The 22,270-nt window shown below is 40.0% G+C and carries 21 protein-coding genes; 1 reads left to right on the forward strand and 20 read right to left on the reverse strand.

Annotated elements, in window-relative coordinates; all coding sequences use genetic code 11:
* Positions 1-47: 47 nt before the first annotated feature.
* The 14 genes from argH to ezrA all read right to left on the reverse strand — a co-directional run bounded on the left by argH (position 48) and on the right by ezrA (position 15,095).
* On the reverse strand, positions 48-1,436 hold the full coding sequence (argH, locus tag J2S05_RS14320; RefSeq protein ID WP_306983929.1) for an argininosuccinate lyase: 1,389 nt from the start codon (positions 1,434-1,436) through the stop codon (positions 48-50).
* On the reverse strand, positions 1,433-2,647 hold the full coding sequence (locus J2S05_RS14325; protein WP_306983930.1) for an argininosuccinate synthase: 1,215 nt from the start codon (positions 2,645-2,647) through the stop codon (positions 1,433-1,435). The genes argH and J2S05_RS14325 overlap by 4 nt, the downstream gene beginning before the upstream one ends.
* 299 nt (positions 2,648-2,946) lie before the next feature.
* On the reverse strand, positions 2,947-4,137 hold the full coding sequence (locus tag J2S05_RS14330; protein WP_306983932.1) for an acetate kinase: 1,191 nt from the start codon (positions 4,135-4,137) through the stop codon (positions 2,947-2,949).
* A 242-nt stretch (positions 4,138-4,379) separates the two neighbouring features.
* Positions 4,380-5,366 carry a class I SAM-dependent methyltransferase gene (locus J2S05_RS14335; RefSeq protein ID WP_306983933.1) on the reverse strand — a complete coding sequence of 329 codons (987 nt, stop codon included), beginning with the start codon at positions 5,364-5,366 and terminating at the stop codon, positions 4,380-4,382.
* 109 nt (positions 5,367-5,475) lie between these two features.
* A complete protein-coding gene (gene tpx / locus J2S05_RS14340) occupies positions 5,476-5,976 on the reverse strand; it encodes a thiol peroxidase (protein ID WP_306983935.1) in 501 nt (166 codons plus the stop codon).
* An 82-nt stretch (positions 5,977-6,058) separates the two neighbouring features.
* On the reverse strand, positions 6,059-6,484 hold the full coding sequence (ytfJ, locus tag J2S05_RS14345) for a GerW family sporulation protein (protein WP_306983936.1): 426 nt from the start codon (positions 6,482-6,484) through the stop codon (positions 6,059-6,061).
* Between the two features lie 27 nt (positions 6,485-6,511).
* Complete coding sequence (locus tag J2S05_RS14350) at positions 6,512-7,168, reverse strand: DUF2953 domain-containing protein (RefSeq protein ID WP_306983937.1); 657 nt, start codon at positions 7,166-7,168, stop codon at positions 6,512-6,514.
* 85 nt (positions 7,169-7,253) lie between these two features.
* Positions 7,254-7,826 (reverse strand): RDD family protein, encoded by a 573-nt coding sequence (locus tag J2S05_RS14355; RefSeq protein ID WP_306983938.1) that lies wholly within the window; start codon positions 7,824-7,826, stop codon positions 7,254-7,256.
* A 17-nt stretch (positions 7,827-7,843) separates the two neighbouring features.
* Entirely contained in the window at positions 7,844-8,827 is a 984-nt protein-coding gene (gene sppA / locus J2S05_RS14360; protein ID WP_306983940.1) for a signal peptide peptidase SppA, read from the reverse strand.
* 77 nt (positions 8,828-8,904) lie between these two features.
* Positions 8,905-10,500 (reverse strand): amidohydrolase, encoded by a 1,596-nt coding sequence (locus tag J2S05_RS14365; RefSeq protein WP_306983941.1) that lies wholly within the window; start codon positions 10,498-10,500, stop codon positions 8,905-8,907.
* Positions 10,501-10,636: 136 nt separating this feature from the next.
* Positions 10,637-10,837, reverse strand: coding sequence for an alpha/beta-type small acid-soluble spore protein (locus J2S05_RS14370; protein ID WP_143846409.1), 201 nt, complete (start codon positions 10,835-10,837; stop codon positions 10,637-10,639).
* Between the two features lie 93 nt (positions 10,838-10,930).
* The gene (gene thiI, locus J2S05_RS14375; protein WP_306983943.1) at positions 10,931-12,136 is read right to left on the reverse strand and encodes a tRNA uracil 4-sulfurtransferase ThiI; all 1,206 of its coding nucleotides are present in this window, start codon (positions 12,134-12,136) and stop codon (positions 10,931-10,933) included.
* Complete coding sequence (locus J2S05_RS14380; RefSeq protein ID WP_306983945.1) at positions 12,133-13,278, reverse strand: cysteine desulfurase family protein; 1,146 nt, start codon at positions 13,276-13,278, stop codon at positions 12,133-12,135. The genes thiI and J2S05_RS14380 overlap by 4 nt, the downstream gene beginning before the upstream one ends.
* A 128-nt stretch (positions 13,279-13,406) precedes the next feature.
* Complete coding sequence (gene ezrA, locus J2S05_RS14385; RefSeq protein WP_306983947.1) at positions 13,407-15,095, reverse strand: septation ring formation regulator EzrA; 1,689 nt, start codon at positions 15,093-15,095, stop codon at positions 13,407-13,409.
* Between the two features lie 334 nt (positions 15,096-15,429).
* On the opposite strand from ezrA, the gene hisJ reads away from it, so the two are divergent.
* Positions 15,430-16,251 (forward strand): histidinol-phosphatase HisJ, encoded by an 822-nt coding sequence (hisJ, locus tag J2S05_RS14390; RefSeq protein ID WP_306983948.1) that lies wholly within the window; start codon positions 15,430-15,432, stop codon positions 16,249-16,251.
* Positions 16,252-16,505: 254 nt separating this feature from the next.
* Here hisJ and rbsB read toward each other — a convergent pair whose 3' ends face one another.
* Genes rbsB through J2S05_RS14420 form a run of 6 tightly spaced genes read right to left on the reverse strand, consistent with a single transcriptional unit; the run spans position 16,506 to position 22,141 of the window.
* A complete protein-coding gene (rbsB, locus tag J2S05_RS14395; protein ID WP_306983950.1) occupies positions 16,506-17,429 on the reverse strand; it encodes a ribose ABC transporter substrate-binding protein RbsB in 924 nt (307 codons plus the stop codon).
* Positions 17,430-17,442: 13 nt separating this feature from the next.
* Positions 17,443-18,387, reverse strand: coding sequence for an ABC transporter permease subunit (locus tag J2S05_RS14400; RefSeq protein WP_306983952.1), 945 nt, complete (start codon positions 18,385-18,387; stop codon positions 17,443-17,445).
* Complete coding sequence (locus tag J2S05_RS14405; RefSeq protein ID WP_306983953.1) at positions 18,374-19,873, reverse strand: sugar ABC transporter ATP-binding protein; 1,500 nt, start codon at positions 19,871-19,873, stop codon at positions 18,374-18,376. Before J2S05_RS14405 ends, J2S05_RS14400 begins: the two co-directional genes overlap by 14 nt.
* Before the next feature lie 15 nt (positions 19,874-19,888).
* Positions 19,889-20,278: a D-ribose pyranase gene (rbsD, locus tag J2S05_RS14410; RefSeq protein ID WP_306983955.1), complete on the reverse strand. Its 390-nt coding sequence runs from the start codon at positions 20,276-20,278 to the stop codon at positions 19,889-19,891.
* Positions 20,275-21,159, reverse strand: coding sequence for a ribokinase (gene rbsK, locus J2S05_RS14415; RefSeq protein WP_306983957.1), 885 nt, complete (start codon positions 21,157-21,159; stop codon positions 20,275-20,277). Before rbsK ends, rbsD begins: the two co-directional genes overlap by 4 nt.
* A 1-nt stretch (position 21,160) precedes the next feature.
* On the reverse strand, positions 21,161-22,141 hold the full coding sequence (locus tag J2S05_RS14420) for a LacI family DNA-binding transcriptional regulator (RefSeq protein WP_306983958.1): 981 nt from the start codon (positions 22,139-22,141) through the stop codon (positions 21,161-21,163).
* Positions 22,142-22,270 lie beyond the last annotated feature (129 nt).

Raw genomic sequence — 22,270 nt, forward strand, 5'->3', positions numbered from 1 at the left:
GCCTGCTAGTAGTTGTTCACCACTAGTATGGCAAAGGGCTCTGTTAATTATGTGCCTGCTGTGACATTTAGAATGTCTTCAGCTTTTTTTAATGCAAGACGAACCTGATCAAATCCAGTACCACCTGCACTGTTTCGTCTAGCTACGACCGTTTTTGGTTCTAATACATCATAAATATCCTTGTCAAACAGCTCATGGGCTTGCTTGTAGTCCTCATAAGATAATCCAAGCAAGAAGACACCTTTATTAATGGCGGTCAAAACAAGCTTGCCTACAACCTCATGCGCTTCACGGAACGGTAAGCCTTTTGAAGCTAGGTAATCCGCTAATTCAGTAGCATTGGAAAAGTCATTATGAACGGCCTTTTCCATAACTTCAGTACGAACATCCATAGTATCAATCATACCAGCAAAGATCTTCAACGATCCTTTCACGGTATGAACAGCATCAAACATGCCTTCTTTATCTTCCTGCATGTCTTTGTTATAAGCTAAAGGAAGACCCTTAAGCGTTGTTAGAAGTGAGAACAATCCGCCATAAACTCGACCTGTTTTCCCACGGATCAGTTCAGCCATATCAGGGTTTTTCTTCTGTGGCATAATACTTGAACCTGTCGCAAACGCGTCATCCATTTCGATAAATTGAAATTCTTGAGACGACCAAAGAATGAGCTCTTCACATAAGCGTGATAGATGCATCATCGTCAGAGAAGCGGCGCTCAAAAATTCAACGATGAAGTCACGGTCACTTACGGCATCTAAACTGTTCTCATAAATACCATCAAACCCTAATAGCTCAGCTGAATATGCACGATCAATAGGAAAGGTTGTCCCAGCTAATGCACCAGCCCCAAGTGGTGAAACATTTACCCGCTTCAAGCTATCTTCATAACGGCTATAATCTCGTTCTAGCATCCAAAAATAAGCCATCAAATGGTGGGCAAATGAAACAGGTTGCGCTCGTTGTAAATGTGTATAGCCGGGAATAAGCGTTTCGACGTGAGCCGACGCTTGATTCAGTAAGGCCTGTTGTACATTTCGAACAGCAGCCATAATTTCTTTTGTTTCGTTACGTAGATACAAGTGCATGTCTGTTGCCACTTGGTCATTTCTACTTCTTCCTGTATGCAGCTTTCCACCCACTGGACCAATTTCATCAATTAAGAACTTTTCTAGGTTTAAATGAATGTCTTCGTTTTGTACAGAAAACTCAAGTTCACCGGCTTTAGCCTTTTCACGTAATGTTTCAAGACCTACCTTAATTTGATTCGTTTCATCCGTAGATAAAATGCCACATTTTCCAAGCATCGTTACATGGGCCAAGCTTCCCTGTATATCTTCCATAACAAGAGCCTGGTCAAAACCGATGGATGCACCAAATGCATCCACCCATTCTTCGGCAGTTTTCGTAAATCTGCCGCCCCAAAGCTTTGTCACAGTGTAACCTCTTTTTTCTTTTCTTTGTTAATCATGCTGTGAACTTTGGTTGGAAGACCCCAAAGTGAAATGAATCCAACAGCAGCATTGTGATCAAACTCATCATCTGGTGTATAGGTAGCAAGCTTCTCGTTATAAAGAGAATTCTCTGATTTACGTCCTTCTACAATCGCGTGTCCTTTAAACAACTTCACACGAACTACTCCAGTTACAGACTTTTGTGTTTCTTTTAAGAATGCCTGAAGAGCTGGTTGTAATGGAGAGAACCAAAGTCCTTCATAAATAAGTTCAGTTAGTTTCTTCTCAACAACAGGCTTAAAGTGAGCCATCTCTTTAGGAAGCGTAAGATCTTCAAGCTCCTTGTGAGCATTTAGAAGAGTAATCGCACCAGGGCACTCATATACTTCACGTGATTTAATACCTACTAAACGGTTTTCTACGTGGTCAATACGACCAACCCCGTGTTTACCAGCAACATCATTTAATGTCAGGATTAGCTCAGCTAAAGGATACGCCACACCATCAATCGATACAGGAACTCCTTTTTCAAAACCAATTTCAATAATATCCGCAACATCCGGAGTTTTATCAAGAGGTGCTGTTAATTCATAAGCTCCTTCAGGTGGCGTTGCCCAAGGATCCTCTAGTATTCCACACTCATTACTACGTCCCCAAAGGTTTTGGTCAACAGAATATGGATTATCAAGGTCAATCGGAATTGGAATGTTATGTTTTTTTGCATATTCAATCTCTTCATCACGAGACCAAGCCCAATCACGAACTGGCGCGATAACCTTTAAGTCAGGATTTAATGCTTGAATAGATACTTCAAAACGAACTTGATCATTTCCTTTACCTGTACAACCATGAGCAACAGCTGATGCTCCTGTCTGTTCAGCAACCTCAACTAGCTTCTTAGAGATAAGCGGACGAGATAGAGCAGAAACAAGTGGATACTTTTGCTCATACATTGCATGTGATTGCAGTGCAGGCAACACAAAATCCTCAGCAAATTCCTTTTTAGCATCGATTGTATAAGATTGGATAGCTCCTACTGTTAAGGCTTTTTGTTTCACAAACTCAAGATCCTTGCCTTCTCCTACATCTAGGCCTACAGCAATAACATCGTACCCCTTATCCGTTAGCCACTTCACTGCAACAGATGTATCTAATCCTCCAGAATAAGCCAAAACCACTTTCTCTTTACTCATAACTAGTCCCTCCAATGAATATTCATACTCTTTTTATTATTTTTATACATAATCATTCAAAAAAATGAGCCAAACAAAGTTGACTGAGAGAAGCAATTGCATAAAACATTCATCTCTTCTTATTAATATACATAACTTTAACAATGAAATGCGGTTTTGGCAAGAGAAAAGTGAATATTTCTTTGTAAAATCTTTTACTTTCTATTTCTATGAATAATGAAGACATAGATTTATGTTAATAGAAAAAAACAACCTATTCCCAAGCAGAGGATCTGCAAGGAAATAGGTTGATTAACACATTATACTTCTGAAAGACGAACCGTATCACGAGCAATCATTACTTCCTCATTTGTAGGAATGATAATGACTTTAACTGGTGAATGCGGGAAGTTAATAAATGCTTCTTTTCCGCGAACTTGGTTAAGGGAAGGATCAAAGTAAACACCCATGAATTCTAAGCCGCGTAGAACACGCTCACGAATGACGTCACTATTCTCTCCGATTCCAGCCGTGAATACAATCGCATCTACTCCACTCATACGAGCTGCATACGAACCAATATATTTGTGGATACGAGATGTGAATACATTAAGAGCCATTTCAGCACGCTCGTCACCCGCTGCAGCCTTCTCTTCAATATCACGTAGATCACTTGAGAAACCAGTTAAGCCTAATAGTCCGCTTCGCTTGTTTAGTGTATCAAGTACTTCTACAGCTGTTTGTCCTGTTTTTTCCATAATGAAAGGGATAAGTGCAGGGTCAAGGTTTCCTGAACGAGTTCCCATTGTTACACCCGCTAGTGGAGTAAAGCCCATTGATGTATCAATCGATTTGCCGCCTTCAATTGCCGCAATACTTGCGCCATTACCAAGGTGACAAGAAAGAATACGTAGTTGCTCAACTGGACGATCTAGAAGCTCTGCCGCACGTTCAGAAACATATTTGTGTGATGTACCATGGAAACCATATTTACGAATGCCAAAGTCTTTATAATAGTCGTAAGGTAGGCTATAAAGGAATGATTCTTCAGGCATTGTTTGGTGGAATGCCGTATCAAATACTGCTACAGCAGGTACATTTGGTAAGATTTCTTTAAATGCTTTAATCCCTACGATATTTGCTGGGTTATGAAGAGGTGCAAGCTCAGAGACAGATTCAACACCTGCTAACACTTCATCTGTAATAAGAACAGAATCATTAAACAACTCGCCACCATGTACAACACGGTGTCCAATTGCGTCAATGTCATCTAGTGAATCAATAATACCAAGTCCAGTTAATTTATCTAATAGAAGCTTAACTGCTACTTCGTGGTTTGGGATGTCTGTAATGGTCTCGTTTTTTGTTCCATCTACAGAGATTTGAAAAATTGCATCTTCCAAACCAATTCGTTCAACAAGTCCTTTTGTTACAATTTCTTCTTCCGGCATCGTTAACAGCTGAAACTTTAACGATGAACTTCCAGCATTAATCGCAATAATTTTAGACATAAAAAAAGTCCACTCCTTTTTTTGACACCTAATTCTCTATAATATGGGTGTCCTTCTTCTATTATTTAAGCACCGAAGCCCTTGTAATTCAAGTGTTACAGACGATTTCGGAATGAAGTCAGTGAATTCTGAATACATACACCTAAAATGAAATCTGTTCTACTATTTGATAAAAGTGCCCTACTAAAAGCATATAAAGCGCTTCCCTACTTTTTCTTTTATGAAAAGCTTTTTGTGTTGTATTACAGGTTTAATTCTTCAGCAAACCACTTATTAATTTGTTTCATCATATCTGCTAATGCTTCTTTTTTGTCAAATGAAGGTAGATCAGCAAGCAACGCGTGTCTAGGAACCTTTGTTTTGGCTCCTTTTTTCTGAAGAAGTAAGAAGCTTTTACCATGCTGCTGTTCCTTAAACATCGTTTTAGGTAATTGAAGCAAAGCTAAGATGGTAGTCTTTTCTTTTAAGTACGTATGCAACTCGGCCGCTTGATCACTTTCAAATAAAAAGTTTGGCACTAGAAATAAAGTGTAGCCTCCTGAATCAGTGGACTGAATGCCTTGTTCAATCATCAAGTGATGAATATAAGCATGTCCCTCACCCGAATATAATGAATAGTTTGCTGCCACGTCATCCTTTGGATAATAGCCAATTGGCAAGTCAGTTACTACAATATCGCTTGGCTTCAAAGAAATTTGCAAACTATCCTGGTGGAACAATTCAATTGTATGTTTTTGCAGATTCGCATTAGCAAACGCAATTTGTAGAAGGGTTTCATCCACTTCAAACCCACTAGCTTCAACTTTTAAAGGAGAGTGGTTCATAACTGTCGTTAAAAGATTACCTGTACCTACTGCAAGATCCAATACGCGTATAGGTGATTTCTTATCTGAAGTTATTTTATTTATTAAATAAGATGCAAACAAGCTGACTGCATCTGGAGTCATAGAATGGTTAGACTGGACTGCCCCTTTCATTCCTTTTAGTACACTCATTTGAAATGCTTTTCGAACCGTTTCTCGCTCTAATGAATCAACATTAATTTCCTTCATCAATTCATTTAGATGTTGAGTTGTTTCATCAGCGTTGGTTGATTGATCTGTTTCTTGAAAAATAACTTCTCCTACAACAGCAATAGCCTCTAAATAGGTTAACCCTTTTTGTTTCTCCAAATACATGGCGCCTTCATCTATACAACGATACAATTCATTAAATGTTGTTATACTCACTTCATACAGCTCCTTCTATCTATCTTCTTACACTGTTCGTAATTGTACAGGAGATTATATGTACACACAATAAAATCCCGCTGAAGTCCAGCGGGATTTTCCAATTTGATTACTTAGCGTTTTTTGCTGCAGTGATCGCTTGCTCATAATCAGGATGGTTTGTAGCCTCTGAGACATATTCTGCATGAACAACAGTGCCTTTAGAGTCAATAACAAATACAGCCCTTGCTAACAAACGAAGCTCTTCTAATGCAACTCCATACGCCTTACCAAAAGAAAGATCTTTGTGATCAGATAATGTTTGAACATGCTCAAGACCAGATGATGCACACCAGCGTCTCTGCGCAAAAGGAAGGTCTGCACTTATCGTTAAAACTTCTACGTTTTCGATGCTGCCTGCTTCCTCATTAAATTTTCTAGTTTGGGCATCGCAAACACCCGTATCAATAGAAGGAATGACACTAATAAGGCGGACACGGTTCTCTGTATCAGCTAAGGTCACTTCTGATAAGTCGTTCGCTAAGACTGTGAAGTCCGGAGCTTTTTGACCTACTTCTACTTCGTTTCCTAAAACGGTCATTGGATTATCTTTAAATGTGATTTTTGCCACGATAATTCCTCCTTCATGATTCTCAATTCTTCAACCTTCATCATACTTGAAGAATTACCTTTGGGGCAAGGAAAGTGCACACTTAAAAAGGAGCTTGATCAGATTCTTTTGTGTGTTCATGCGAAGACGATTTAAGCATATGTTGAATCTTTTCGGCAACTTGAGGTGCTAAGTCCAACAAGCGTTCATATAAATGCGTCTGACTATCTAGGTGGATCATTTTAATTCCTGATTTTCCTACAACTAAAAATGCAATCGGTGTGATGGAAACTCCACCACCACTTCCGCCTCCAAAAGGATGTGTATGTTCTGGAGACGACTGTCCCTTGTGATCAATAATAAATTCACTACCACCAGCTGCAAACCCAAATCCTACCTTTGAAACAGGCATAATGATACTTCCATCAGGCGTTTCAACTGGATCTCCAACAATCGTATTGACATCCACCATTTCTTTTAAATTTTCCATGGCGGTTTTCATTAATCCTTGAATCGGATGATCTGACATTGTTATACCTCCTTTTTCTTACTAAATCTACGTTTGTTTTGCCTGCACGTTCTGTTGCTGAAGAGGTCTTGGTCGTTGTCTCCAGTGCCGCAAAACAGTTATTCCTGCGTATATAGCATGTCCGACTCGAAAAGAAAACATGCAGGTAAGCTCCGTATGAGCCACGTTTTTTTGATACATAGGAGCTACTGCAAGAACGGGTAGTTTTTTCATTGTTACATATTGACTAAGTAGGCCAAACAACGTTCCTTTTATGGACCAGATATAGCCTGTCGCCTGCGCGGTATAGGCTGCATCATGCAAACCAAATTCTGTGTTCCATTGTACGTTATGTACCTTTATATTTTTTAACATTGGATGAACACTGACATGAAGTCTTATTAAATAGGATATCCACTCCTGAGTTTGTTGGAAGTGCTGAAAAAACTCCATTAAAGAAAGACGCTTTTTTTTTCGTTTGGTCGAAGTGGTTGATTTCGTTTGTTCTTTCATAACAACACCGTCTTCCCCTACTTTGACACTGGGTACTGTATACGAATAGATGGTGAATGAAAAAATAGTGACCTTCATTTTGAGTTTTTGTTCTTTATGAAGATATGCGTAGTATAGATCTATTTTCATTCGCACAAACCAAACACAAATTAAAATGACACAAACAATGAACGTGATAATCAACCATGTCATAAGCAGCCCCCTTCCTTTTTTAGCTTATCCTTCCACAACACAATTAAACCTGCCGTTAGACGACAGGTTTATGTTTTGTTCTATTTTATTTCTTATCGTGAATGACGCTTGTATCTGCGACAAGATCATGTAAACCCCTTTTGGTTGGTACAAATGCGATCAGAATATACACCCAGAGAAACAACATAAACCAAAAAATTTGGATATGATACACTAAGCGCACAACGCCTTCTCGGAAAAACATTTGCTTCCACGTAAGAGGTGAACCGTCTGTTGACACAACCTTGATGCCCAGTACCATTTTTCCAACTGTTTTTCCTAATAGCTTTGTCATAATAGCAAAGTATAAGAAAAAAGTTAGTGCATGAATAAATGTTAAGGTTGCAAATGGTCCAATAGATTGGAAACCATCATCAAGAAAGATAAACCAAGAGTTAATGAAAACACTGTTTATCGAGAATAAGACCAGCAAATCCAGCAAGAATGCCCACAGTCTGACCCAAAATCCAGCATAATGGGGGACTTCAACGGCCTCTTCTACAGGTTGCTCTGGTAGCTGTTGATGTTGATTCTCCTCTTCGGTCTTCATGAGATCCCTATTTCTTAAGCGGGTTCTTCTAGAACGGGCAAGAGGCGTATACGTGCTATGTTGGATCATACGACTATTCCCCCTTCTTATTCCGCATAAAGATATTTAAGTGATGGTGCGCGATTTTCAAAAATTAGCTTCTGAAGCATCGTTATTTCTGGATCAGGACCAAAAAGCTTCTGAGCCGTCATCCCAAAAAAGTCGTACATACCTGCTGCGTAATCATATGTTACTACTTGGTATTCGCCTCCACCAAGCTCTTCACTTAGGAAGCCAATCGTATCTTCCAGATCACCAAGATCATCAACTAGACCATTTTCTAGTGCTTGATTCCCGCTATAAATACGACCATCTGCGATATCTCTTACTTCATTTTCATCCATATCTCTTCCATCAGAGATGATTCGTACAAATTCATCATACGATTCATCAACCATTGATTGAAGAATCTCACGCTCTTCATCTGACATCTCTTTATAAGGAGACATGATGTCCTTAAATGGACCACTCTTAATTGTATTAAAGGTTACACCATAATTTTCAGCAAACTCCGTAAAATTGATTGATTCCATAATGACACCAATTGAACCTGTTATCGTGTTAGGGCTCGCTACAATTCGATCAGCTGGGGCCGCAATATAATAGCCTCCAGATGCCGCCATATTCCCCATTGATATGTATACTGGCTTATCATGTAGCTCCTGCGCTTCTGTAATACGATCGTGGATTTCAGCGCTTTCTAACACGCCTCCTCCTGGTGTATCCACCCGAATCACGATACCATCAACTGTAGGATCCTCACCCGCACTCTTAATTTGAGTTAAAAATGCTTGATGGTCATACATATCCGAGCCAAACAGCCCTTGGCTACCAACGTCTTGAATAACTCCACTCAAATTAAGTACAACCAATTTTCCTTCTGTACCTTCTTGGATAGTTGTCTCAGAAAAATCCGAACTCACATAATCATCAAAATCCATAGAAGCTAGGCCTACCGCCAAGTTAGTAATGGTTGAGATGATTAATAATCCTGCTACTACCCCTAATGCTGTCCAACGTTTCCAGTTCATTCTCCCACTCCCTCGTTGCTATTCTGCCCGTTCACCATCCAATATCATAACATAAACTACCATTTAATTCTTTCAGGTTACTCCTTCTCAAACATCACTTTATCATCCACTATGGTCATGAACACGTCTGCAGACAAATATTCTTCAAGTTGGCACGAAAAAAGATCATGAGATAATACGGTAAAATCAGCATCATACCCCTCAGTGATCAAACCTCGACGATGCTCGTGACCGGTGGCAAATGCACTACCCGACGTAAAAAGCTGGACCGCCTCGAAGCGACTTAGTTTCTGCTCGGGCCCATACCCAGGATGGTCTATTTGATCGGGGTGACGGCGTGTAATAGCCGCATGCATGCCAAGAAGTGGTCCAGGTGGCTCAATCGGAGCATCTGACCCTCCAGCGCAGTGCAACCCTTCATCTAAAAGCGTTTTCCAAACAAAGGATGAGGCGAGCCTTTGTTCACCTAGACGTTCCTCTACCCACGGAAAATCAGTCGCCACAAAGCGAGGCTGTAAATCAAGAATGACCGCTAGCGATTTTAACCGTTCAATGAGATCTGGTCTAGCCACTTGAAGATGGATTAGCCGATCACGACCCTCAACTGGAGGAAATTGCTCTAGAGCATCAATCGCATGCTCTAATGCTGCGTCTCCTATAACATGGATCGCAACAGGCATGTTGTTTTGTCTTGCTTTTTTGACAAGCATCTTCAAATCCTCATGGGTATGCATGGCTACACCATAGTTTTCGGGATCATCTGAATAAGGTTCTGATAATAAAGCAGTCCGTCCACCTAAGGCGCCATCTGCAAAAATTTTCATTGTCCCAATTTCAAGATAGGGCGATAGCTCGCCTCGACTGAATCCTTGACGGTTCATTTCGTCTATCTGCTCATGATGAATAAGTAAGTTGGTTCGAAACCGATACCCATTCTTATGTATTAACGTTTGGAAGACATCAATCGTTTCGGAAAATCCATTATAATAATTCATATCCTCTGTATGACCACCGGTAATCCCTTGTGCCAACAAGTCTTCAACGGAGCGTTTAAGTGACTGTAACACATACTCTTTATCCACAGGAGGCATAACCTCTTTAATCATATCAGCCGCTGCATCCATTAAATATCCCGTTGGTTCACCAGACTCATCACGTTCAATCACTCCACCAGCAGGATCAGGTGTGTCTTTTGAAATAGAAGCCCGACGTAACGCCTCACTGTTTACAAGCGCCGCATGCCGACAGACACGCGATGCGTATAATGGTTTTTGTGGACTTATCTCATCTAATTCATAACGAGTAAAAATTTTTCGATCAGAAAAATTATTCTCGTTCCATCCTTCCGCAAGAACCCAATCCTCTTCTCCTGACTCACGTGCTTTTTGTTCAAGCCAATCTTTCATTTCAGTTGATGTTTTAGCTTCAGACAAATCAAGGCTGCGTAGCTTTTCGCCATGACCAATCATATGTAAATGACTATCTACAAAACCCGGGTAAACATAGCCACCTTTTACATCTTTTATATGTGTAATATCTTGCTTAAAGTCTTGAAGTAACGTATCTTTTGAACCTAATGCCACAATCTTTCCATCTTTCACAAATACGGCATCCACCGCCTCATTCGGCTGTTTTAGCGTAAAAAACGTTCCATTATGCCAAAGTGTTCCCATGATTCCATCTTCCCTTCATCTAATCTTCGCACTTTATTTGTCTATCGTGACAGATTCAAGTCCGAACAGCAATATGTTTGCTCCATAATTAAAAAGAGGAAGCATAAATGCTTCCTCCAATCCATAACATATGATATTAATAGCTGCCGCCTAGTTGCTTTTCAGCTGCTTGCACAAGACGTTTTGTAATTTCTCCGCCTACAGAACCGTTAGCACGTGCTGTAGAATCTGGTCCTAATTGAACACCGAACTCAGAAGCGATTTCGTATTTCATTTGGTCAAGAGCTTGTTGTACGCCAGGTACTACAAGTTGGTTTGAACTTTTGTTATCTGCCATGTCTCTCACCTCCTTCGGTACTAATAGAATGACCACAAGGCTGAAGAAACATGCACAGATAAAAATGGTAATTATTGATTTATTTTATTTTTGTTAAAATAAGTCCTCGATTGATTTTTCAACCTCAGTCATATTCGTTAAATCAAGCGTCTCAATTCCAGCAATCGCCTCATTCAAGTAATGGTCCACTTCAATGTATTGTTCAAATTTATTTGCGTGTTTGCGAGAAGGCTTCGTTTTTGAATCTGACGGTAAAAAGATGGTACAGCAATCTTCATAAGGAAGAATGGAGGTTTCATATGTGCCAATTTTTTTAGCTAAATCAATGACTTCCAGTTTGTCCATCGTGATTAATGGACGGATCACTGGATAATTCGTTACCTCATTAATGGTATGAATGCTGTGTAAGGTCTGACTTGCCACTTGTCCAAGACTGTCTCCAGTAGCGATACCCAACAATCCTCTATCTTCCGCCAATTTTGCTGAGATTCTCATCATCATTCTTCGCATAATGGTCATCTGAAAATTACTTGGTGCTTCATCACGAATATGCGTCTGAATATTTGTAAATGGGACAATATGAAGTTTAATTTGTCCGCCAAATTCATTTAACTTCCTTACTAGGTCTATTACTTTTTCTTTAGCTCGCTCACTTGTATAAGGAGGACTGTGAAAATGAATGGCTTCAAGATCTGCCCCACGCTTCATCGCTAAATAACCGGCTACAGGACTATCAATCCCACCAGAAAGCATTAACAACATTTTCCCACTTGTACCAGCAGGCAAGCCTCCAGCTCCTTTAAATGCATCCGTTGTAATATACGTAGCCGTCTCTCTTACTTCTACTCGGATCGTTGCATCCGGCTGATGTACATCCACGGTAATATCATTCGTATTAGCTAATACAAATCCGCCGATTTTGTGATTTAAAGTCTGCGAATCAATAGGAAATGGCTTATACGCCCTACGCGTAATAATCTTAAATGTTCGAACCGTTCCTTCCGAATCTTCCACCGCTTTTAATGCTGCCTTTTGCATCTCCGCAAGCTCATTATCTACTCGAATAGCTAAACTAAAGGAATGGATTCCAAAGATATTCTTTAACAACTTCATAACCGGAGTAGGTTCTACTTCATACAGTTCAACGACAATCCGGCCAAATGTTCGTTTGACTTTTAAACCTGGTATTGGTTTAAGTACTTGACGAATATTAGCAAGAAGCTGTTTTTCGAAAGCCACTCGATTCTTTCCTTTTAAAGCTAATTCTCCATAACGAATTAAAATATGATCATATTTCATTTCTTCACCACTTTTCTAATACTAGGAAGCAATTGATCGAGCGCACAAAGAAAGGAGTAGACCTCTTCATCAGATGATTCAAAGGATAAACTAATTCTAATTGCACTAGCTGCTAATTCTTCTTCTTTACCCATTGCAAGTAAAACACGGCTCGGTTCATTTAACTTTGAAGAGCAAGCCGATTGTGTAGACACATACATCTCTTTTTCTGCAAGCTTCTGCACGATTACCTCAGGTTTGTATCCAGGCACTGAGAGGTTAATAATATGCAGCGCTCCGTTTGTTGGATGCGAATTTAGTGTTATACCTTCTGATCTATTGATATGGTGGATCAGTTGTTCACGACGTTTTTTCATGCCTGGCATTGCGGATGGAGCCTTTTCAAGATGTATTTTATACGCTTTTGCCATGGCAGCCGCGCCAGCGACATTTTCAGTTCCACCACGAAATCCAAATTCTTGTTCGCCTCCATGAAATAGGGGCGTCAGATGTAAACCAGGTCGAACATACAATAGCGCCGTACCCTTTAAGCCATGAAACTTATGAGCTGACATCGTTAATAAGTCAATATGAGATTGCTTAATCGATAACGGTACTTTTCCTGCACCTTGTACATGATCAACATGAAATCGTATTTTGGGATACCGGTGTAGAAGCTGTCCGATTTCATAAATGGGCTGAATAGTTCCTGTCTCATTATTTACATGGCTTATCGAAACCAGAGTCGTCTCTTTTGTAATGGCCTGCTCAAGCTGTTCTACAGATACAAGACCATCTTGATCTACCGGTAAAAAGCTTACGTGGTACCCTTCGGATTCAAGCTCCTTAAACACTTGATAGACCGAGGCGTGTTCAGCTTTGGTTGTGATCAGATGATTTCCTTTTTGGTGCGAATGTAGGAGTGAACCTTTAATAGCCACATTATTACTTTCAGTGCCACCAGAAGTGAAGAGTACTGTTGAAGACTCAACCTCTAGCAGCTCGGCCAGAATGGCACGTGAACGATTTAACACTTTTTCCGATTCTATTCCTAACCGGTGTAATGAGGAGGCATTCCCAAAAAAACGTTCAGATACATTTATATACGTTTCTAATACTTCTCTATGAGGACGTGTTGTAGCACTATTATCTAGATAAATCATGGGTCAAGATCTCCTTTACTGGCAACCACGTGCATTCGTTTATAGTAGCATCATCTTATGCAATTGACAAAGACTGAAACCAAGAATAAAAAACAAGCAAAAAGCTCCTTACTAAGAAGGAGCTTCCACTAGGCAGATACATGCTCAGATACGCGTTCTACCACACCTTTTTCAAATGGTTCTACTGCACGAACCGCACATTCAATTGCCTCATCATACTCATAATGACGAAATAATCGCTCGGCTTGGATAAGCAAGCTACGCGTTTCTTCACTACGATTACGATACCGATTGCTGTACTGAATCACTCGTTCTGCTAATTCTGCACTTTTGATGGTTTCAGCAATTAATTCATCATTACTTTCAATTACACTAATCGCTTGTTCAACCTTATCCGTTACTTGATTCATTTCAAGAGGAGCTTGGTTTAATAATTCAACCGCCTCTTTAATCTTATGATCACCTAACTCCAATTGTTCAAGGGCTCTAGCTGGCAAACCAGGAATATTACTTTTGCGAACGACTCGCTTTCCTTCTAACATAATTGCCCTTAGTCTAGAGATGGTTTCTTTTGATTTAAGCTCTTCTTCACGTAACTCGAATAACTTACCGCTGCTTTGTTTGATATGCTCTGATAATTCTTTTAATCTTGCTTCCCATTCTTTAACCATTTCATAAATGGAGGTAAATGTTTGTTTTTCATTTTCAGTCACATCTACAATGACATGTAATTGCTTATTCATCTCAGCCATTTGTTTTGAGAGGTACTCTTGAGAATCTACATCTTCTTTTGGTAAGCGATAGCTTTGCTGAACATGTGTAAGCTCCTGAAGCAGCTTATGGAGTTCCTTACCTGTCACGTCAAGCTGGTGTTTTAAGTTAGGAAGCTCTTCTAGCGTCTTTTTCTTCGACTGAACTTCATCATCTAACGTATCATATATCCGTTCAATCTGATCCTGGATAGCTGTGATACGTTCTTCAGACTGTTCCGTGTTTAAATGTTGTAATTCAACTAAAATATCTTCTGTTTCTTTTTTCATATCGGTTAGCTTTGGTTCTAAAACTAGAGGATCAAGTTGGTATCCTTTTTCTTTCATATCCGCGATTCCATTTTCTAAATTCTTAATATCACCAGGGATCGTTGTACGAATCTGAACCATTAACTTTGGAATAAGCTCCGCCTGCATTTCAACATCCTGCAAAATGTCTCTTAGCTGAATCAGTTCCTGTCTTGCTTGGAGATAGCTTCCCTCTTTTGTAGCTTCATCAAAAGACGCAAGTCCTTGTTTAACTTGTCCCATCTTTTCGTCAAGCATCTGGATCGCTTCGTTAAATGATCCTCTTTTTTTCAGAAGGTTATTTGACAGAGTGGAATATGTTTCACGTAGCTCTCCTATTTCAGCCCTGTTCTTCTGCTCACTTGTTACTAGCTGTTCAATTTCATCAACCATAATGTCTAGTTGGCTATCAATCGTCTCCAGGCGTTCATTTGTAGAATGAACAAGCTCTTTGGATTTTTTAATTTGATACTTATTTGTATATTCTTCAATATCAAATAATGTCTCTTCAACATCTGGCATAATCTGTCCAATAATTTCATCCCAGTTATTACGCCAAATCTCAAATTTTTCTTCCGTTTCCCCAGCCATTTGTAATTGCTTAACCTTCGCAATTTCTTCTGGAATTGGCCGACTCATAATCCCATTTTTCTTCTCTTCTAATTTATCAACATCTCTATAAATATTCTTCCGTATGTACATACCCACGATATAGATAATCACAGCAATCGCAAGGATCGTTAAAATTAAATAAACCACTTGAGAACTCCCTTCTCTTGCTCCAGCAAAGCAGGCTTGTATTGAACTATATTGGCCCATTTAGGGTGAATTAAGAACAATTAACCATTATTATGTATACATTAGTCATTCAAATAAGTATTTTAAACCATCATTATAAACTAAGTTCTTCTAAAATCCTCAAATTCCTCTTTTTTTCGTGATTCTGTCGAGTTGTTTCTACATTTAATTATGTATTATGATACCATGAAACCATGATTTTGTGTGCTTCTTTTAAAGTTATCATTTGTCTATTTTGTATCGCGCTACATGAATGCGTTAGATTTAACATAAATTTCAAAAAAGAGGGATGAAAATGCTTAAATATGATGGACATGTGCATAGCCCATTTTGCCCGCACGGCACGAAGGACACATTGAATAGTTATTGCGAAAAAGCGCTTGAAATTGGACTAACTGGTCTTACCTTTACGGAACATGCTCCCTTACCCGAAGGATTTGTTGATCCTGCTCCAAATCAGGACAGCGCGATGTCTAAAGACCAGTTGTACTCATACATAGAGCATGTACAATCTATACAAGAAAAGTATAAAAACGAGTTAACGATAGGTCTCGGGCTTGAAGTTGATTATATAGAAGGATTTGAAGAAGAAACAACCAGCTTACTTAATGAGGTTGGTCCCGTGCTTACAGACAGTATTTTATCTGTCCATTTTTTGAAGCATAATGACATTATTTATTGTATGGATCATAGTCCGGAAATGTTTTTAGAGATTGCAACCTCTACTGGATCAGTTGATGCGGTACATCAATTGTACTATCAAACCTTACTTCAATCGATAGAAGCAGACTTGGGGGCCTATAAACCGAATCGAATGGGCCATATCACATTAGCCAATAAATTTCAGAAGAAGGTTCCGACAACTCAGTCCTTTGAAAGAGAGATACAAAAGGTTTTGCAAGCAATGAAAGCCCATGGTTATTCTCTTGATTACAATGTTGCAGGTATACGAAAACCATTATGCAAAGAGAGCTATCCCCCCATACTTACAGCTAGGTTAGCTGTAAGTATGGGCATCCCTCTTGTTTTTGGTTCAGACGCACATCAAGCCAAAGAATTGCCTCTGGCATGGAATGAGTACACCGATCTACCGCTCTCGAATCCCTTTGTAAAATGATAACAAAAAGGGCTGGGACAGAACTTTTTTAGCTAGCCAAAAACCCGAATCATTATGCGGTTTATCTCACATAATAATTCGGGTTTTTTTTATTTAAAAATAAGAGAGCGGGGCTACCGCTCCGGACATACACTCCGCTGGTTTTACTTCATTTGTAAAGGATTGAGTTACTGACAAATGAGCACATTTCAGCTTTAGCTGTGTAATCGATAAATTGTTCTTCTATCCCGTTCCTTTTTCTCTAAATCGATTCTTTACTTACGAATAAGTTCTAGATCTACCGGGATGAAATCATCAACCTCTTCACCGTTAAGCACACTGTTTGCTGCTTCTAATGCTTCATAGCCAATTACTGTCGGCTGTTGAGCCACGGTTCCTGCCATTCGATCAGCGTCAACTGCAGCCACTGCATCTACTGTTGCATCAAAGCCAACAACTACAATGTCATCTCGTCCAGCGGATTCAACTGCTTCTAATGCTCCCAATGCCATCTCATCATTATGTGCAAACACACCTGTAATATCTGAATTTCCTTGTAGGATATTCTCCATAACCGTAAGTCCTTCTGCACGATCAAAATTAGCTGTTTGCTTTGCAACAACATCTAATGAACCGTCAGCAATATTGTTAAATCCTTCGCCACGTTCGCGTGCTGCTGATGAGCCTGGAATTCCCTCTAGCTCAGCTACCATCGCATCTTCTCCTACTAGCTCTACTAATAGCTCTCCAGCAAGCTCACCACCCGCAATATTATCAGAAGCAATATGTGTAACAACCTCTCCACTATCTGCTCCTCTATCCACTGTAATAACCGGGATATTAGCTGCATTTGCCGCTTCAATAGCTGCTGTTACTGAAGATGAATCTGTTGGGTTCACTAGAATTAAGTCAACACCTCGTTGGATCAAATCTTCTACATCACTAATCTGTTTTGCATTATCATCCTGTGCATCAACTGTAATAAGCTCTAAACCAAGCTCTTTTGACTTAGTAGCTGCGCCCTCTTCTAACGTTACAAAAAATGGATTGTTTAATGTTGAAACGGAAAATCCAACTGTGAAGTTCTCATCTGCATCACCATTATCTGAATCAGTTCCCTCACTTACTGGTGATTCAGTTGAACAAGCTCCCATTACTAATAAAGCCCCTGCTCCCATTGCTGTTAGCCATTTTTTCATCTCTACTCTCTCCTTATGTTGTTTTTTTACGGTCAATTAAGACCGCGAGTAATATGACACTACCTTTGACAACTTGCTGAAAAAATGAACTGACCCCCAATAAATTAAGTCCATTATTCAACACGCCTATGATCAAGGCACCAATAAGAGTGCCGACGATCCAACCTTTACCACCTGTTAAACTTGTACCGCCTAAGACAACGGCAGCAATTGCATCGAGCTCATACATGGAACCTGCAGTTGGCTGGGCAGAGTTTAGGCGTGATGTTAAAATCACACCTGCAACCGCTGCCAGAAAGCCAGTTAATGAATAAACATAGATCTTAATCCGGTCTACTTTAATACCAGATAAGATGGAAGCTTCCTCATTTCCCCCAACTGCATATACACGTCGGCCAAATGTCGTTTTCTTAAGAACAAAATATAGAATCGTAAAACTTAGGAGCATGGTGATCGCTGGCATTGGAATACCGAAAAAGTAACCGCCACCAAGCATTTGAAACAATGTAGAATCCCCAAGTCCAGTAACCGGGCGGCCATCTGTAAACATTAAGGTTGCCCCACGATAAATCGTCATAGTTGCTAATGTAGCAATAAAAGGAGCGACTTTCCCTTTTGAAATAATAAGACCATTAATGGCACCAAGAGCCGCTCCGACAAGTAGACCAATCGAAATGGCCAAGACAGGATCTACACCCGCCGCAAGCAATGTAGCTGTTACTGCACCTGAAAGTGCCAAAATCGCACCAACCGATAAGTCAATCCCACCTGTCAAAATAACAAATGTCATTCCAAAAGCTATAAGTGCATTAATTGATACTTGTCTTAAGACATTCAGTAAGTTTGAAAAGGATAGAAATCCTGGGTTTAAAATACTAATAATCACAACGATAATAAATAATCCGATAAATGGTCCAAGTGTTGCGGCCAATGATTTAACGTGTTTATTTGCGAACATGTTTATCTCCTCCAGTGGCATAATGCATAATGGTTTCTTCCGTTAGTTCATCGCGGTTTAGCACTTTCATAAGCTTGCCCTCAAACATGATGGCGGCTCGAGTACTTAATCCAATCACCTCAGGCAATTCAGATGAAACCATGATGATTGCCACACCTTGCTTTGCTAATTCATTCATAATGAGATAGATCTCTTTTTTCGCCCCGACATCAACGCCTCTAGTTGGTTCATCAAGAATTAAAACTTTCGGCTGAGTTCCAAGCCATTTTGCTATGACAACCTTTTGTTGATTTCCACCACTTAGTGACTTAACACGTTGAGAAGCTCCAGAAGCTCGAACACCTAGTTTTTTGACAAGCTCTTCGTATAGCTGATTTTCTTTTCGAGATTGGACCCAACCTGATGATGAGATCGCTTTCAAATTAACTAAACTGATATTATCTTTTATTGAGAAATCTGTAATAAGTCCTTTTGTTTTCCGGTCCTCTGATACAAATCCTAAGCCATGATGGATTGCCTCCGCTGGACTGCCCAATTTTATTACAGCTTCGTCTAGCCAAACGGTACCCTGATCAGCTGTTCGATAACCGAAGATACTTTCGACTACTTCTGAGCGTCCTGCTCCCATCAAACCAGCAATTCCAAAGATCTCACCAGCTCGAACACTAAAGGAGACATCATCAAATTCTCCCTTACGAGAAAGCCCTTTCACTTCAAGCTTGACAGTACCCGGCGAAAGATCATAATCCGGATAACGACCACCAAGTTCTCTACCTACCATCATCTTCACAATTTCATCAAAGCTTGTGTCTGCAATGACTTTTGTTCCAACAAATTGTCCATCACGTAAAATCGTAATTCGCTGACAAAGAGAGAAAATCTCCTCCATGCGGTGCGAGATATAAACAAAGGTAACACCCTTCTGTTGTAATGTGCGCACTGCTTCAAATAACGTATCGATTTCTCTATCCGTTAAGGCTGCAGTCGGTTCATCCATAATGATGATATCGGCGTTGGTCATTAAAGCTTTAGCAATTTCTATTAGCTGTTGCTTCCCAACTGATAGCTTGCCTGCTCGTTCCGTTGCTTTTATATGAAGACCCAGCTCTGCAAGCTTACTCTCAGCAAGACGATTCATTTCCTTTGTTTTTAACCAGCCTGTCCGTCCGTATGTTTGCTCGTTCCCAAGAAATAAATTCTCTGCAATCGATAATTCTGGCAGGATATTTAACTCTTGATGGATCACCGCAATTCCATCAAGTTCAGCTTCCTTAGGGTGCTTATACTCTACCGTTTTTCCTTTTACCGATACAGTTCCGTTATCATAGCTGTATATACCAGTAAGGATCTTCATAAGTGTCGATTTACCTGCGCCATTTTCGCCCATTAATGCATGAATCTCACCTTTTTGCAGATTAAACGAAACATCCTTTAACACTTGATTGCCACTAAAAGCTTTATGAATCCCATCCATTTGAACGATCACTTCAAGCCCCCCTTTCTAAAAAATGACTCCAGCTCGGAGAATAACATTCGCGTAAGGTGTGCATTCACCCGTACGTATGATCACTTTGGCCTTAGATGTTTCCGTTTTCAGTTTTTCATGTGGCAGATAATACGTTGGAATGGCTTGGAGCTCAAACATCTGATTAATCAATGGATTTTCTTCTTTTATTTCTTCAGCTAATATAAAAGCCTCAACCTCCATATCAGTTAACAATTCTGTGAATACATCTAAAAAGCTAGGCACCCCATATTTTAATGACAAATCAATACATTCAACTCCCAATGGAACTGGCAAACCACAATCTGCAATGACAATCTGATCCGTATGACCAAGTGAAGCAAGCACTCTGGCAATATCACGGTTTAATACACCTTGTTTTTTCATAGTGATTCTTTCTCCCTCTCTAACTGTTGAATAACTTGATCATTAGTTGGCATTCCGCTTTGAGCTCCTAATGTCTGCACAGATAAAGCGGCGGCTGCATTTGCATAGGATATAGACTGAGACAAATCAAGACCCTTCGCTAATGAAGCGGCTAATGCTCCATTAAACGTATCACCCGCACCTGTCGTATCAACAGCTTTTACACGATGTCCTGCGATATGCTTTTTCACTCCATGTTCATGCCAGCTGACACCCGCTTTACCTTCCGTAACAATTAATGAGTGATCAGGAGTTTCGCTATGATCTTGAAACAACATGTCATACTCTGTTTCATTTGGCGTAATATAAGTCGCCAAGGCCATCACTTCAGTAGGTATTCGCTCGGCTGGAGCAGGGTTCAAAATGACTTTAGTCTTATGCTTGTTGCAAATTTCTAGTGTTCGTTCAACTGCGTCTAAAGGAATCTCTAACTGCAAGACAACGATGTCACTACCTGCCAACACTTCTTCAAACTGATTAATGAAGTCTACAGTGACATAATCATTAGCACCCGATGTTACAATAATTCGGTTGTCCTGATCAGAAAGAATAATAGAGGCAATGCCAGTGCTACAACCTGTAACCGGTTCCACATTACTCACATCAATTCCCTCTTCTACTAGACCATCTAGAAGTATCTTTCCAAAGGGATCATCGCCAACTCGACCAATTATGTTGACTTCCGCACCTAATCTTGCTGCTGCAACTGCTTGGTTAGCCCCTTTTCCGCCAGGCATCGTGATAAAGCTTTCTCCTTTTACTGTTTCACCTTGTTTAGGAAAAACAGATGTACTTGTCACCATATCCATATTAATACTGCCTACCACCGTAACCTTTGCCATGCTACTCGCTCCCTGTTGAGGTTTCTCTTATCTTTAGCGTTGTTGAGAATTCATGCCAATATGAAGGTAATTCTTTTTTTTCAATCATCATCATGAGTAACTTGGCTGCTTGCTGCCCCATCTCATATATCGGCTGTTGTATAGTAGAAAGTGAAGGGGTCAACATTTCTCCTAAAGAAATTCCATCAAACCCAATAATCTTCACGTCTTTCGGAACAGCTCGCTTACATTGATAGGCCGCACGCATTGCACCTGCTGCCGTTACATCACTTCCTGCAAAGATCCCATCAATGGACGGATATTTTTCAAACAAGTTTCGTGTTGCCACTTCAGATTGACCGATCTCAAAACCTGCTTCTACTACTACGTGTGCAATGGAATGATCTTCAATTGCTTGTTTAAACCCAGTATATCGATCATCTGCTGATGTAACTCCTTTTGGTCCCCGTAAATGCGCAATAAATTGGCAGCCTTGAGCGATCAAATGCTCAGTCGCATCGATAGCACCTGCTTTATTACTTGAGACAACCGTTGGAATATGATCACTAATGTAACGATCTAAAGCGACAACCGGTATGTTTGTCGAAAGAATGTGTTCAATTGAATCTGTACCTGTAGCGATAATGAGACCATCCGCATATTTCTGTTGTAACACTTGAATATATTTTTCTTCCTTTTCTTGCTTGCTATCGGTATTACATAAAACAACCGTAAAACCTTCTGACGTTGCCGCATCCTCTACAGCCCTTGCTAGTTCAGGAAAAAAGGGGTTAGAAATGTCAGGAACGAATAATCCTATAATTCCAGATGTTTTATGATATAACGATCGTGCTACTGCATTTGGTTTATAATTTAGAGATTTTATGGCGTTTTTCACAGAGCGTTCTGCTTGTTTACTGACGTAGCCCTTTTGATTCAACACTCGAGAGACTGTCGCCACTGATACATTCGCCTGCTTTGCCACATCTTTTATCGTTGTCATACTATCCTCGCCTCACATACTGTAACCGGTTACATAGACTATATAGTATTTAATTCAATCTTGTCAATCACTATTATTTAATAACATCAAATACGCCCTAATCATTTGGATTAGGACGAAGGCATAAAG

This window comes from Alkalicoccobacillus murimartini (assembly GCF_030813245.1).
In the GTDB taxonomy this organism is placed as follows: Bacteria; Bacillota; Bacilli; order Bacillales; family Bacillaceae_D; genus Alkalicoccobacillus; species Alkalicoccobacillus murimartini.